Source organism: Aquimarina acroporae (assembly GCF_023195925.1).
Taxonomy (GTDB): Bacteria; Bacteroidota; Bacteroidia; order Flavobacteriales; family Flavobacteriaceae; genus Aquimarina; species Aquimarina acroporae.
Window position 1 is genome coordinate 25606 of the sequence record NZ_JALPRE010000013.1, and the last position, 15805, is coordinate 41410.

A 15805-nucleotide genomic window follows, 5' to 3' on the forward strand; every position below is an offset into this window, starting at 1 on the left:
CTTTAGAGCAGTCTTTTTTTATATTTTATTTAGCATATAAAGTCACTCCTTTTGATAGATTTGTGTATTATTCTAACACAATTAGATATGAAAAACACACTCTTTGCGCTATCGTTGCTTACACTCATGGTAGCTTGTAAAAAAGAAACAAAAGAAGAAAACAGTAAAACCAGCATTGCATTGAATTATCCTGAAACCAAAAAAGTAGATACTGTAGATACTTATTTTGGTACCGAAGTAAAAGATCCTTACCGATGGTTAGAAGACGATCGTAGTGAAGAAACCGAAAACTGGGTTGCTACCCAAAACAAAACTACTTTTGGGTATCTAGAAAACATTCCTTTTCGAAAAGACCTAAAAGATAGATTATCTGATTTATGGAACTACGAAAAAGTAGGCTCTCCATTTAAAGAGGGAGAATACACCTATTTTTACAAAAATGATGGATTACAAAATCAATATGTATTGTATCGATTTAAGAATGAAGGTGACGAACCAGAGGTTTTCTTAGATCCTAATACGTTTAGTACTGACGGCACAACTTCTTTAGGAGGTCTAAACTTCTCTAAAAACGGGAAAATCGCAGCCTATTCTATTTCTGAAGGAGGAAGTGATTGGAGAAAAATTATCGTTAAAGATGTAGAAACCAAAGAAATTATTGAAGATACACTTATCGATGTAAAATTTTCGGGTATCTCCTGGAAAGGAAATGAAGGGTTCTACTATTCTAGCTATGACAAACCTGAAGGTAGTGAGCTTTCTGCTAAGACAGATCAACACAAAGTATATTATCATAAGTTAGGCACTAAGCAAAAAGAAGATGCACTTATTTTTGGTGGTACTCCCGAAGAAAAACATAGATATATTGGCGCATCAGTAACCGAAGATGATAAATATTTAATTATTTCAGCAAGTATCTCTACTTCAGGAAATAAATTATTCATTAAAGATCTTACAAAACCAAATAGCAAACTAGTGACTATCTTAGATCATACCGATAGTGATACATATGTTATCGAAAATGTAGGTTCAACACTATATTTGGTTACAAATTTAAATGCACCAAATAAAAAAATCGTTTCTGTAGACGCGTCTAATCCTTCTCCAGAAAACTGGAAAGATTTTATTCCTGAAACCGAAAATGTACTAAGTCCAAACACCGGAGGTGGATATTTCTTTACTTCATATATGGTTGATGCCGTATCTAAAGTACTTCAATATGATTATGATGGTAAATTGGTGAGAGAAGTTGAACTTCCTGGTGTGGGAAGCGCTTATGGTTTTGGCTCTAAAAAAGAAGAAAAAGAACTTTATTACTCCTTTACCAATTATAAAACTCCTTCTAGTATTTATAAATATAATATTGCTGAAGGGACTTCAGGGCTGTATCGTAAGCCAAAAATCGATTTTAACCCAGACAATTACGAAAGTAAGCAGGTATTTTATAACTCAAAAAATGGTACCAAAGTACCTATGATTATTACGCATAAAAAAGGAATTGAACTCAATGGTAAAAACCCAACCATACTGTATGGCTATGGTGGTTTTAACATCAGCCTAACGCCAAACTTTAGTATCGCAAACGCAGTATGGATGGAGCAAGGCGGGATTTATGCGGTACCTAACCTAAGAGGTGGTGGTGAATATGGTAAAAAATGGCATATCGCTGGTACCAAAACACAAAAACAAAATGTATTCGACGACTTTATCGCAGCTGCAGAATATCTTATCGAGAATAAGTATACTTCAAAAGATTATCTGGCCATACGTGGTGGGTCTAATGGTGGATTACTAGTAGGAGCTACTATGACACAGCGTCCAGACCTTATGAAAGTTGCTTTACCAGCTGTAGGGGTGCTCGACATGTTACGTTACCATACCTTTACTGCAGGTGCAGGATGGGCCTATGATTATGGTACTGCCGAAGACAACAAAGAAATGTTTGAATACCTAAAAGGATACTCTCCTGTACATAATGTAAAAGAAGGAGTGCAATATCCTGCCACCCTGGTCACTACTGGTGATCATGATGACCGAGTAGTACCCGCACACTCCTTTAAGTTTGCAGCAGAGCTACAAGACAAACAAAGCGGTGTTAACCCAACCCTAATTAGAATTGAAACCAATGCTGGCCATGGGGCAGGAACACCTGTGAGTAAGACGATTGAACAATATGCCGATATTTTTGGGTTCACCCTATATAATATGGGCTATGAAGTGCTTCCTGAAAAAGTAACTAATAAAGTGAAAGGGTAGTTTCATAACCGAAATAAAAAACAAAAATCCGCTTCTTACAAAGAAGCGGATTTTTTTATCCCAAAACCTCATCAAAGTTCAATATATTTGAAGATGCTTACCATAGAGAATGTATCTTTTGCTTACGACAAGCAACTCGTTTTAAAAAATATAAGTTTCAGTATAGAACAAGGGCAACATATTGCGCTTATTGGTGCCAGTGGTTGCGGCAAAAGTACATTGCTCAAAATTATTTACGGTTTACTACATGTAGAGCAAGGCAAATTATTCTGGAACGATACTCAGTTATTGGGGCCTCTCTTTAATTTGGTGCCGGGAGAAGAAAATATGAAATATCTCTCTCAAGGTTTCGAGCTGCAACCGTATCGTTCTGTAGCTGAAAATATTGGGCAGTACCTCTCAAATTTTGAACCCGAAATTAAACAAGGACGTGTTCATGAGCTGCTCGAAATTGTAGAAATGATCGATTTTGCCAATACCAAAGTCGAAAACCTAAGTGGTGGTCAAAAACAACGGGTAGCACTAGCCAAAGCACTGGCCAAAAAACCAGAAATATTGCTGCTCGATGAACCTTTTCATAATATCGATAATTTTAGACGAAGCTCATTACGGCGAAATCTATTTAGGTATCTACATCGTAACAAAATTACAAGTATCACCGCAACTCATGATAAAACCGACATTCTGTCTTTTACCGATGAGACCATCGTGATACAACAAGGAGAAATCATAGCCAAGCAAAATACACAAGAACTTTACCAAAACCCTCCCAATTACTATGTTGCTTCTTTATTTGGCGAAGTAAATACTATTAATCTATCTGCATTCGGATTTGCAGATGATCATGAAATTCTGGTGTATCCAGACGAAATATTACTTACTCCAGATGCTCCTGTAAAAGCCAGAGTAAAGAACTCCTATTTTAACGGAAGTCATTATTTAGTCGAAGCCGTTTTTAATAACACCGTAATATTTTTAAACTCTCCTATTGAGTACAAGGCCCCGCAAATGATTGGTATTCAAATTTCTGAAGAAGCCCTTTCCCGCAGAAACAAAAAATAATTCGTCTATTTTTATAGACATTGATGCTCTTACTAATATAAGGGTATGCTATATGTATTCCTTTTTTCTACTAATGTACCCCTAATGTACTCTTGCCTTATATAATAAACTTCGTTTATATAGGGAGGCTTAACATATTTATTTACTCTAAAACCTAAACTTATGAAACGTAAATTTTACCTTTTTACCGTACTTGCGGTATTCTTAATTTCAAACACCGTAACATCCCAACAATGGAACCCCAGACCAGGATGGAAAGACAGTTTTGAAGCCAACGGATTTTGTTGGTGCGACTCTAACCTAGACCATGGAATTGCCACCAAAACCGTAACGATTAATAACACCGCATACAGTGTTGTAGATATTTGTGATGAACTTAAAAAACACCCCAATTATCGCGCTTACCAAAACGGAGATCCCATTTATAATGATATTCAATGCGGAAATGGTCCTTTTAATGATGCTCCTGACGAACCAGGTTGCCCCGGAAGAGTAGATTTGGGTCCAGATGGGTGTGATCAAATTGGCCCCAAATGGGATATGACATGGCTAGCCAGCAGACCCAGATTTAGCGGCAGTGATGGTGGAAGTGATGGAGGAGACGGAGGTGATGACCTTGGTGAAATCGGAACCGCAGGAAACGGTGGCTCTGGCGCCGGAGAAGGGCCGAAGCTTCGGGTTATTTTTCCTACACTTAACAAACGAATTACCGCTCCGGCTACCTTTACCGTAGAGGCCGAAGCTACAGATGCCGATGGAGTAAAAGAAATTCAATTGATTGTCGATGGACAATTTGTAAGAACTGAACGATTTGCTCCGTATTTATGGAATGATCGAGGGCAAGACAATGCATTAAGCAATCTTCCTGTAAAAAATTACCTTCTAGAAGTAAAAGCCTACGATAACAAAGGTAATGTATCTGTAGTAGATGTATTGGTATATGTTATTGAAGAAAGTACAGGTGGAGGTACCAACAATACCGTAACCATCGAAGGGCAATCGATTGCTAAATATGTAAGTTCTGAAAATGGAACCCGATCGATGCGTGCCAACCGCAATAGTGCTGGTGCCAATGAGACGTTTATTATGGAAGACCTTGGGAACAATATTGTAGCGTTCAAAGGGAATAATGGCAAATATGTAAGCTCTGAAAACGGTAGCAAAGCCATGAACTGTAATCGTAACGCCATTGGTGCTTGGGAGAAATTTACACTAGAACCTCTAGGTAATGATTTGTATGCCCTTAAAGGAAATAACGGGAAGTATGTGAGCCATGAAAACGGAAGAGACATGGGAATATTTTGTAACCGAAACGCTATTGGTTCTTGGGAAAAGTTTATTATTAAAAATGTGAATAGTACAACCGCTTCTCGAGCTCAAGTAGCAATTACACCTGCCCTGGCTAGTACAATAAGCCTTTATCCTAACCCTACAAAACTACAGGATTTGATGCTTCAGGTTACTGTTTCCAAAAACAATATGGGTACTGTTGATGTAATGAATATAAATGGTAAAAAGATTGCTTCAAAAGATTTAGGATCTCTAACAGCCGGAGCTCATAATATTTCCTTACAAGATTTAAAAGGTACAATAAAAACTCAAGGTATCTATTTGGTAAAAGTTACCATTGGTAATGATATCGTGGTAAAACAGATGATCATTAGATAGTATTATAAAAATCAAGAACAAGATTAGGACAAAAGTATATCCTAATCTTGTTTTTTTATACTACTAATATTTTTTAAGTTCAAGTTCATTTCCGTCGAAAACGGCATAGGTATAATGAATAATCCAGTCACCAAGATTGGTATATTTTGATTTTTCATTAAGTTCAATTTCCATAGGAAGATGTCTGTGACCAAACACAAAATGATCTCTATGTTTATCTTCTAGTTTGCGTTTACAATACTGTACCAACCATTCGTTTTCTTCACCTAAAAAAGTTACATCTTCATCTCCAGAAATAAGTTTATTCTTAACTGATAAATATTGTGCTAATCTTACGCCCAAATCTGGATGTAACCATCGGTAAAACCACTTTGCCACGGGATTGGTAAAAACCTTCTTCATTCTTTTGTATCCTTTGTCTCCAGGACCCAAACCGTCTCCATGGCCTATAAAAAAAGTAGTATCGTTGAACGTAAATTCTTTGGGTTTATGATATACGGGAATATTGAGTTCTTCTTCAAAATATCCATTCATCCATAGATCATGATTCCCCACAAAATAATAAATAGGAATTCCTGAATCGGTAATCTCAGCCAATTTCCCCAACGTTCTCGTAAAACCCTTGGGAACAACGGTTTTGTATTCAAACCAAAAATCAAAAAGGTCGCCCAATAAAAAAATAGCCGCCGCATCCTGTTTAACCTCATCTAACCATTGTACAAACTTTTGTTCTCTAGGAAAACTCTGCTCTTTGGTAGGAGCTCCTAAGTGATTGTCACTGGCAAAATAAACTTTTTTCCCTTCAGGAAGGTTCATAGATTTTTGTTTAATGTAAATATAAGAAAAGCATTATAAGGCTTCTATTGGTTGTCTGAAGCATACCACTCTGCATATGCAGTTTCTGTTTCCTGAAGTTTTAAAGAATGTAACTTAATAGTATCGGGAAGTCTCTTTTTTATTCGCTCTGCAAAATCGATTACCATATTCTCACTAGTAGGCTGGTAATCCACCAAAATCACATCATGCCCTCTGGTTTCAAGCTCTCTAGCCAGTTCTATGTGCGGAGTATTTTTATTAAATACAGTAGCATGATCAAAGATATCTTCGATATCTTCTTTTACAATCTTTTTCAGATCTCCAAAATCGATTACCATACCCCACTTTACGTTAGACGAATCTGTAATCGGATTTCCTATCACGGTAACACTTAATTTATAACTATGCCCGTGAATATTTCTACATTTACCATCATAACCATATAAGGCATGTGCCGTCTCAAAAGAAAATTGTTTGGTGATGCGAATCTTACTCATCCTTCTACTTTATAATTTTTTGCAAAGGTACGGAAGATTACCTTCTCTTCCTTCGATTTATAAAGTAAACCACTACCAGGACAATTCCCAAAATTAAAAACAGTCCGTTACCTCCTAAAAAATTTAGTATATCCATCTTTTATTTTTTGAATTTATTTAGTGCTTTTTTGGTGAAGTCTGAAAGTACCAACTCTCCAGATATTTCTGCTCTTTCTAGAAGAAGTTCTCCCCAATGATCAGTGCCTTGCCAAGTAACTTTTTTCATTTGCGCTAAGGCATTTGGGTTATAACTTCCCAGTTTTTCTGCTAATAGTTGTACTTCTTTATCCAGCTCATCTATGGTTTGGAATACTTTTGAATACAATCCTTTTTCTTTGGCCCAATAGGCATTCTTCCATTGAGATGCATCCCATGCCAGCGTTTCAAAAGCTGCCATTCCTATTTTTCGCGAAACTGCAGGTTCTATTACAAATGGTCCTATTCCAACAGTTAACTCACTTAGTTTGATAGAAGCGGCCTCGGTTGCAAGACAATAATTACAAGAAGACGCCAGCCCAACACCTCCACCAACAGTTTTTCCTTGTATTCTTCCTATAATGGGTTTACTACAGGTACGCATCGAATTAATCACATTGGCAAAACCAGAAAAAAACTTTTTACCTTCTTCCAAATTAGAAATAGAAACCAGTTCATCAAAAGAAGCTCCGGCACAAAACGCTCGATCACCTTCAGATTTTAGAATAATAACATGAACAGAGTTATTAACAGACAATTCATCAAACGCTTTTGCTAACCGATCTAATAACTCAGACGGAAATGAATTGCTTGCAGGATGGCCAAACTCTATAGTAGCCACATTACTTTGGGTATGTACATATAAACTTCCGTTTGTTCTTGATGTTGTGCTCATTGTATTATTTTTATCAAAATAGTTAATATCTTAAGGAATGCGTATTTAAATATGTGTATCTGTTCATTTCTTGTTAAAAAGTAATAATAACTACAAAGATAATTCTATGTATTAACTAATGAACTTAATTTATATTTAATGCATGTTAGAACAATTCTTCGAAAAACACAGATTAAAAATAGGGGTAATTCTGATGATTTTCTATACCATTCTTTTTGTATTCGTTTTTGGTATTTAAAACATAATTCTATTCCTTGATTAGTTGCTATAACCATAGATTTCTAGATCTACTGGACAGAGCCTGTATACTCTATTAAAGAATATACTCGCGAAAATATACTTTTCAAACCTGAAAAAAAAAGTGCTGTACACTATTTATACTATGGCAAAAGTATAGTATTCTCTTCTCTATCCTCTTGAGATTCTTTAGCCATAATTCCTTATTCCAATGAGATTTAAAAAAAATCGTCATTTTTCTCAAAAAAAATATGATCAAACTTGGGTAACAAATGTGCTACTTACGACATTAACTTACACATACTATAAATATTTCGAGTATAGTGTAGTTGGGATGCCGGGTAGCCAAGGGGTAGAGCTACCCGGTATTATTCTAAAATACGTAGCTATACGTATTTGAAAATCAACACAATAAGTATATTTTTGATCTATGGTAAGAAAGTATTTTGAAAAATATCGATTAGAAATTTTAATGGGATCTACCTACTTGGTAACACTTTGGATCATTATAAAAGTGCTTACTTCAAACAGATAGTGGAACATATTTCTGTTTAAACTTGATCACCAAGGCAATTCCTCTCACAAACATCCAGACGGAAATAGCTATCCATACACCATGAAGTTGCCATTCAAAATATCTTGCAATTAACAAAGTGGGAATAAAGCCCAGAAAAGTAGATCCTAAAAGCACATTTCTTAAATATCCTGTTTCACCCATTCCTTTAAATAGTCCATCACCAACGAAGGCCAAAGCATTTATAGGCAACATGATTACTACGATATAGAAAAAATCTTTAAAAATCGAAAGCACTGCTTCATCTTTAGAGAATATCATTCCCAATTCTTCTGGAAACAAAAGGGCTATACTTCCGAGCAAACAGGCTACAATAATTCCATAAATAGTTACTTTTTTAGCCATAGCTATCAAGGTTTTATATTCTTTGGCACCAAGTAATCTTCCTCCCAAAATATTTCCTGCTCCTCCATATCCATCAATAAAAAAGGCAAAAAACAACCATAATTGAATTGCTATACTGTGTGCTGCAATATAGTTGGTTCCTAAACGGGTTGCTTCTCTCACCGCAAGCATTAAGGTTATATTTAGAGCGAGAGATCTTATAAAAAGGTTTCCACTCATAATTAAAAAGCGTTTCATCTCCGGATGCCATAATCTTTCTAACCTGAGAGATACATCTGTTTTTTTCAATAGTAGCACCAACGATAATATTGCCATTATAATTTGTGAAACCAAACTTGCCCAGGCAGCTCCGTCGAGATGCATTGGTTCCACAATACCTTTAATACCATATACCAATGCAAAATCAAGCCCTATATTGGCTACCACTCCAATTAAAGCAATGACCATGGGCCAAAACGTATTTTGTAAACCTCTAAAAATCCCAAAAATCGCAAATACAAAAAGAGAAAGTGGAAACCCCCATACCCTTATGCGATAATAAGAAATACAATATTCCAACACTTGACCCTTTGCTTCTAAAACGGTAAATATTTCTTTAATAAAAGGCACTGTAGCAAGAAGAACTATAATACTCAACCCAATATTAAATAGGATTGCCTGAGCCGGTAAAGTTTTTACCTCCTCTAACTTGCCAGCGCCCAGATACTGAGATATAATGGCCGAAATAACCGCTCGGGTTTGTGCCAGCACCCAAATGAGCATCGAGAGAAAGGATCCTACAATGCCTACTGCCGCCAAAGATTCGGTGCCAGTAACCGGAATATTACCTACTACCGCGGTATCGGTGGCAGATAATATAGGTTCTGCAATTCCAGAAATAATTGCAGGAATTGCTAACTTATTTATGTTTTTAAAACTAATAAGTGTACTCATATGATGAGTTCATAACAATAAAAAGGATGTTCACTTTGTTTCGGGAAATAAATGTTTCCTAAACGTTGGTATCCTCGGGTTTCATAAAACTTTTGATTTCGCGAGTTCTGACTAAACGTATCTAATCGAATAGATTGATATTGATGCTCACGCCCATAATTTTCAGCAAAATCCATCAATCGCTGTGCATATCCTTTACCCCAACATTTTGGTGCCGTAGCTAAACGATGAATATAAAGATTGTTGGTATTATTTGTTAACCATTTGACAGGTACATATTCATCATCCATAATTTCGGTTAATACGATCGTCCCAATAATCTCGTCTTCCTCTTCAAAAACATATAGTTCCTCTAGTTCAATATCTTTTTGAAAACGTTCTTTGGTGGGATAATGCTCGTTCCATTGATAAATACCCTTTTCTATCATAGCCTGAGCACATGCTCTTGCCAGGGCTACTATCTTATCTAAATCAGAAATTAATGCCTTACGAATCATACTTTTTTTCAAAGGCCAAAAATACTAACTTTAAGTGGCAGATAATAGCACTGGTAAACTTAACATCTCTTTTTAGTGAAACTTTAAGAAATCAATATGAGTATCTTTCTTTATGAGCACATGCAGATTCGTTTAAAATCGTAATTTTGTTTTCTTAATCACAAATCATTTTTACAAGATGAAAAATATACTTGTTCCTGTAGGCTTATCTGAAAGTTCTGTAACCACTGCTCTACTTCAATATACCATTGATCTGGCCAAAGAGCTTGGTGGGAAAGTCTATGCTGTTCAAGTTTTTAAAGAATTACCGCGTGCCGGAAGTCTTCCTGAAGTAAATAAAACACTTAAGGATATCACTGCTACTGATATTGAAGAAAAATTAGAATCGCTTGATAGAAAAGGAGTTGAGGTAGTGGCATTACCCTTAGAGGGAGATTTACTAGAGTCTATTCCTAAGTTTAATTTAGAACACGCTATAGATCTAATTGTTTTGGGTTCTGAAACAGGTGATTTTAAAGACCCTTATTTTCTTGGAGAAACATCTGGAAGTCTTGTGAAGAAAACCGAAATACCTGTTTTGATTATTCCACCTAGTTACTCTTTCTCTTCTATCAAAAATGTACTTATGGCTGTTAAATCAGGTATTGTAAAAAAGAAAAATGCCTTAGCTCCCATAAAAGAAATTTTAAGTACATTTGATGCTGAAATTAAACTACTTCAAGTAAAAACCGCAGAGTATTTACCTGAAGACTCTGAATTTCAAAATGACCTGGGAGAGATTGTTTCTTCTTATAAGTCTTCAGAAAACGCCACATTATTCCAAGGGGTTTTGGAGCACTTAAATGAGAGTCATCCCGACTTAATTGCAGTATTTAGACGTAAACGAGGCTTTTTTGCCAAATTATGGGAAGAAAATACTGTTCTTAAAAAAGATTTTGAAAGCAGGGTTCCTTTGTTAGTACTTAGAGGAGCCGACTAAAATATATGGGGATGTAGCTCAGCTGGCTAGAGTGCTTGACTGGCAGTCAAGAGGTCGTGGGTTCGAGTCCCATCTTCTCCACTAAAATTCACAAATAGTTTGAATATCAAACAAACACCCAAAGAATTGCTTCTTTGGGTGTTTGTTTTTTATACTTATACCACAGATAAGCTGCAAAAAAGGTTTTATAAAAAAGCAACCCTCAGGTAACTAATCTGAGGGTCTAAATTGAAACGTAGTAGTAGTATTTAACACAAACTCAACTTATACTAATTATGAATGTTTCAATTTTGCTGTTTATACTGTTAGGTTTATATGGCGCGAATATAACTGCAATTCTTCAAATTATATATCAAATTTCAGGTTATAATTAACATTTAACGATGCCGTAATGTCTACATAAAATCATTGCATTTAACATACTGAAAATCAAATTTTACTTCATTATTTCTTTCATTAACATCTGTTTTGTTAGCATATTCTCAAGGGGTTTTAAGCCTTACACCACAATTTTATATTATCATATTGTAAATTCATCAAAATTTATACCATTTTTCTTCCTATTTCACAAAAAAGAACCCTTGTAGTAACTACTCTACAAGGGCTCAAAGATTGAAACAAATCATATGTACTGATTCACAAACTCAACTTATAACATATAATTGCGGTTGTTTCAAATCATATGTGGTAATCTCAACTTACTTAAAGTTTGATAAAACTCTCTCTTCGCTTTGCGGGAGAGAGTCTTTATTATAATGTTATTCTACTGATATATCGAAAGTCCAGTCTACGTCTGGTTCTCCTCCTGCATTGGTAATATCACCATCAGATACTCCTGTTGCGTCTTTATTTGGCTCGTGTCTTAATACTACTCTAAGATTTCCATCTCCAGTTGAAGCAGTAGTTGTTAAAGTGAACGTAATTCCTACAGGGTTCATAGATGTAAATGCATTTCCATTTGCATCCTCATAATTCGATTCATTATCGGTATATGCCGTAGTAATTCCTAAATCATCAGTTACATAAAAGAATTGGTGCTCATCTGCTTCTTCTTCTATCTCTTCATTAACATTTTCTGCCGGATTTTCAGTCTCATTAAGAATACTGATAGATCCATTGTAAGTAGTACTGGCTTTAAAAGCGCCACTAACAGTTGCTGTTGGGGCAGTTGGTCCATCGGCTCCATCTTCATCAAAAAAGCGAAGTGTAACTGTATCTGTACCATCGGTAAGAGTTACCTCCATGGTCGTTATTAATTCTTCATCGTTTACTGGTGTTGAGTCGTCATCATCAGAGCAGGCAGTGAAAACTAGGGTTGCTGCTGCAGAAAACATCGCTAAAAATTTACGTGGGTTCATCATTTTAAAAATTTAATAGTTAATTGATATTCGTAATAAAAAATTTCGCCCTAAATCATCGGCAAAGTATCTTTGCCTATTAAGGTAATTTCTATATGTTGTGTCGGCTATATTGTTAACAGTTAATCCAAGACTCAATTCATTTTTCTTTCCTAACTTAAATTGCATACTTGTATCTAAATTAAGTAGGTGATACGCATCGGGTGGTGTATTTATTTCTAATACCACATCTGCACCAGCATCTGGAGAAAACACTGTGAAATTATTCGGAAACTCATTCTGTTCAAAATAATACTGACTTTCTAAAGAGGCCTTAAAATTGAACCACTCTGGCTTGCTAAATGTAATTTTGTTATTGAAATTGGGAGCTGGTATATTAATAATAGCTTCATCATTATCGATTTCATTTCCTTTTACCAAAGAAAAGCTATGATCTGTTCTCCAGTTATTGTGCCAATTCGAAAACACCTTTGCATCAACTCCCAATAGCCTAGCATCGGTTTGTCTATATTCCCAAACTGGAAAAGCTCCTCGTATCGTTAATTCGGTATCTACAGGTTCGAGAAGGATATAATCATTTATAATGTTAAGGAAAGGTGCTACTTCCCACCCCCATTTCTCTTTGTTCATAGACAAGTTTGCAGATACTTTATGAGAAGTTTCCTGATCGATTCTAAGATCTCCTAATTCTATACGTGCAGCCGAATGGTGCAACCCATCACTAAATAATTCGGCAGGATTAGGTGCTCTTTGTGCTAAAGCATAATTTGCACGTAGTTCATAGTCATCATGAAATGTATATTGAACACCTGCAGTAGCAGAAATATTGTGATATTCAAATACAGGGTTGGTTAAAAACTGAGACCCTATTACATTTCTATCGGTAACAATGTCTGAAAAATCTTGTTCGTAACCTCTTTCTTCCCACCTTGATATCAAATAAAATTTTTGGGCGTCTATTTGATTAAAATCATATCGGATTCCTGCATCAAGTAATACATTTTCGTTAATGTCGTATTCTCCTGTAACAAATATTCCTGCGTCATACTTATCGTAATCGGGAATCAAACGCCTTACTCCCGTTAAAGGGTTAGCAAAATTTTCCTGGTACCTTGCCATGATACCCGTATTAAGTTTGTAGATAGACTTGGCATCGAATTCAAATTCTGAAAGTATCGTATGAGTGGTAAGTTCCAGATCGATACTTGGAATTTTATCTCTTTCTTCGGTTCTTCGAATATCAAATTCTAATCGCTGATTGAGCTGAAAATCGTATTGTGTAGTCCATTTACCCAATTTTTCAAAACGTTTAAAATATCTCAGACGACCCAAGTGATGCGTTACATCTTGTTTTGGGTTATTAATCTCATAGGTAAAATCTCGTATAATGTCTGGTTGACCGCTATTTATAGAACTAATAAGATCGTCTACATTACCGATATGTGACGTTGCCAAAACTCCTATTTCATTATTATAATAGGAGTAAAAGGCATCCCAGCCATATGTAAATTTATTTACACCAAAAGCTATCGATCCTCCTTTTTCAAATACACCAGTGTTTGACAGAACATAGTCTGGCGCTTCAAAATCACCAAAACGTTTTAATGTACCTTGTCCTTTTATAAACCAACCACTTTCATAGCTTTTGATGATTTCTGAACTAACAGAACCTCCTCTACCATTTGATGCCGCTGTTATCGTAGTTTTCCCCATAAGAGTATCCTTTACAGGCGCCTTATTGGGTTCTATAACTACAACTCCTCCAATAGCATCTCCTCCATATTTTAAAGCAGAAGCTCCCTTAATTACCGTAATTTTTCCTGCAGTATTAATATCTATGTTAGGAGCATGTTCATCTCCCCATTCCATATCCTGCATTCTCACACCATTATTCATGATTAGTACCCGGCTTCCGTTAAGTCCTTGAATAACCGGTTTTACAATTGTAGCCCCTGTATTTAAAGATGAAACCCCTGTAATCTCCCGAAGAGCATCTCCCAAAGAAGCACTACCATATTTTTCAATAATATTTTCTCCAATTGTTTCTTCTTGTGCAGAATTGGTTTGATTATCGTTTGCCCCTGAAACTTTGACCTCTTGTAACTCGTTTAAATGATGCTCTAGATAAAAATCCTTTTTAGAAACTCTAGAGATATCAATAGTAACAACCTGAGAATTACAATCCTCATGAGATACCGTAAACGCATACGATATAGGACATAAACCCTTGATCATATAGTTACCTTCCTTATCGGTCATAATAGTTTCGTTGTTAAATGATATTGTAGCTCCTTCTAAAGGTGTGCCGTCATGAAAATCAATTACTTTACCAGTAAGTGTTTTATCACAATCCTGCGCTGATATTACCAATGTGCCTAATGAAAACACCAGAGATAGTAATACTAATTTTTTCATCAATAAAAAATAGAGTGTTCTAGTACTAAATACTAGTTAAATAAGTCAATTAAAAAAAAGTGTAAACTAGGCTGTAGGTGGAGCCTTATTTAAAAGAGAATGATTTACTGTAGAAGTAAAATATTGTTGTTCGTAATTTGATCGAACCACATCGGCTGGAATAATGATAATACTTGGAACCTCAATAATCTCGGTTGGTAGAAAACCATCATCTTGTTTGTCTACAGAAATAAGACAAAGTTGACATTCTGTATCACCATCATCATGACTAAACACATGTAGCTCTGCCAATTGCATAAAACAAAACAGGGCCAAAAAAATAGATGCGACAATGTGTCTATAAGCCTTCATAGTAGCAAATAAACGAAAAAAAATAAGATTTCTTATATATTTTACAGGTTATTGCTGTTAAAGAATTGCAAACTCTATAGACTTTTGCGTAATTATATCAAGATTTTTAGATAATTCTCTACTTTCCCATGGGTGCTTAGCTCCAAAAACATGATCTGCTCCTTCTACCAAAAACAATTCACTATTGGGGTTCCAATTGCTTAACAACTCCGCCTCAAGAGGACTTACTGTAGGATCATTGGTGCCATGAATGATCAAATGTGGTACTTTTATAGTTCTAGTTGCTCTTTCAATAGTAAGTCGTTCTTCATGTTCTATAAAAGAAGTATAAAACTTAAAATAATGTGGCATTTGTTGTTTTGTCCTTCCATTTTCAATGAAGTACACTCCTTTGCTTTTCCATTGATCAAACACTTCCCCTTGTGGAAACCTTGCTTTGTAGTCTGATACCCCTGCCCAACTTATTACTTTTGTCACTCTAGTATCTTCAGCCGCTTTAATAGTTACTATTCCTCCTCCACGCGAATGCCCTATTAATGTAATATTTTCGGCATCTAACTCTTCACTAAAATCAAAATTAGCACTTGTAACCCAATCTAATACCAATTCTAGATCATCTAACTCTATAAGGTAAGTATTATTTCCAAAGGCTTCAAGATCGGGAAAATCTATAGGTTGTTCTATGGTTCCCCCATTATGCGAAAAATTGAATTTTACAAAGAAAAATCCTGCGCTAGCAAAAGCATTTGCAACCAAATCCCAAGCCCCCCAATCCTTAAACCCTTTATACCCATGACAAAAAACAACTATGGGTTTGGGTGATGAATCTTCTTTAAAGAAAACATCGGCCAAAATGGGTTTGTTATGTTTTCCTTCTAAGATGTAATTCTTTTTATTCTTTATCATA

Annotated in this window: 13 protein-coding genes and 1 tRNA gene; 5 read left to right on the plus strand and 9 right to left on the minus strand. The window is 35.6% G+C overall.

Annotated features, from left to right (window positions below):
* Positions 1-87 precede the first annotated feature (87 nt).
* From M0D21_RS18515 to M0D21_RS18525, 3 genes are all read left to right on the plus strand, one after another.
* Positions 88-2256, plus strand: coding sequence for a prolyl oligopeptidase family serine peptidase (locus M0D21_RS18515; RefSeq protein ID WP_248332236.1), 2169 nt, complete (start codon positions 88-90; stop codon positions 2254-2256).
* A 93-nt stretch (positions 2257-2349) separates the two neighbouring features.
* A complete protein-coding gene (locus M0D21_RS18520) occupies positions 2350-3318 on the plus strand; it encodes an ABC transporter ATP-binding protein (protein WP_248332237.1) in 969 nt (322 codons plus the stop codon).
* Between the two features lie 162 nt (positions 3319-3480).
* Positions 3481-4986, plus strand: coding sequence for a T9SS type A sorting domain-containing protein (locus M0D21_RS18525; RefSeq protein WP_248332239.1), 1506 nt, complete (start codon positions 3481-3483; stop codon positions 4984-4986).
* A gap of 63 nt (positions 4987-5049) precedes the next feature.
* Here the strand turns inward: M0D21_RS18525 and M0D21_RS18530 are convergent, their stop codons facing one another.
* From M0D21_RS18530 to M0D21_RS18550, 5 genes are all read right to left on the minus strand, one after another.
* On the minus strand, positions 5050-5802 hold the full coding sequence (locus M0D21_RS18530; protein WP_248332241.1) for a UDP-2,3-diacylglucosamine diphosphatase: 753 nt from the start codon (positions 5800-5802) through the stop codon (positions 5050-5052).
* Between the two features lie 44 nt (positions 5803-5846).
* Entirely contained in the window at positions 5847-6299 is a 453-nt protein-coding gene (locus M0D21_RS18535) for a 6-pyruvoyl trahydropterin synthase family protein (protein ID WP_248332243.1), read from the minus strand.
* A 139-nt stretch (positions 6300-6438) separates the two neighbouring features.
* Complete coding sequence (locus tag M0D21_RS18540) at positions 6439-7209, minus strand: enoyl-CoA hydratase/isomerase family protein (protein WP_248332245.1); 771 nt, start codon at positions 7207-7209, stop codon at positions 6439-6441.
* Between the two features lie 760 nt (positions 7210-7969).
* The gene (locus tag M0D21_RS18545; protein ID WP_248332247.1) at positions 7970-9298 is read right to left on the minus strand and encodes an MATE family efflux transporter; all 1329 of its coding nucleotides are present in this window, start codon (positions 9296-9298) and stop codon (positions 7970-7972) included.
* Positions 9295-9795: a GNAT family N-acetyltransferase gene (locus tag M0D21_RS18550; protein WP_248332249.1), complete on the minus strand. Its 501-nt coding sequence runs from the start codon at positions 9793-9795 to the stop codon at positions 9295-9297. Before M0D21_RS18550 ends, M0D21_RS18545 begins: the two co-directional genes overlap by 4 nt.
* Before the next feature lie 178 nt (positions 9796-9973).
* Between M0D21_RS18550 and M0D21_RS18555 the strand changes: the two genes are divergently transcribed.
* Together M0D21_RS18555 and M0D21_RS18560 are read left to right on the plus strand one after the other, a co-directional pair.
* On the plus strand, positions 9974-10774 hold the full coding sequence (locus M0D21_RS18555; protein ID WP_248332251.1) for a universal stress protein: 801 nt from the start codon (positions 9974-9976) through the stop codon (positions 10772-10774).
* Positions 10775-10781: 7 nt separating this feature from the next.
* Positions 10782-10855, plus strand: a tRNA-Ala gene (locus tag M0D21_RS18560).
* 677 nt (positions 10856-11532) lie between these two features.
* Here M0D21_RS18560 and M0D21_RS18565 read toward each other — a convergent pair.
* The 4 genes from M0D21_RS18565 to M0D21_RS18580 all read right to left on the minus strand — a co-directional run bounded on the left by M0D21_RS18565 (position 11533) and on the right by M0D21_RS18580 (position 15804).
* Complete coding sequence (locus M0D21_RS18565) at positions 11533-12135, minus strand: type 1 periplasmic binding fold superfamily protein (RefSeq protein WP_317250656.1); 603 nt, start codon at positions 12133-12135, stop codon at positions 11533-11535.
* A gap of 9 nt (positions 12136-12144) precedes the next feature.
* Entirely contained in the window at positions 12145-14547 is a 2403-nt protein-coding gene (locus M0D21_RS18570; protein WP_248332252.1) for a TonB-dependent receptor, read from the minus strand.
* A 66-nt stretch (positions 14548-14613) separates the two neighbouring features.
* On the minus strand, positions 14614-14898 hold the full coding sequence (locus M0D21_RS18575; protein WP_248332255.1) for a hypothetical protein: 285 nt from the start codon (positions 14896-14898) through the stop codon (positions 14614-14616).
* 57 nt (positions 14899-14955) lie between these two features.
* A complete protein-coding gene (locus M0D21_RS18580; RefSeq protein ID WP_248332256.1) occupies positions 14956-15804 on the minus strand; it encodes an alpha/beta hydrolase family protein in 849 nt (282 codons plus the stop codon).
* Position 15805: the final 1 nt, after the last annotated feature.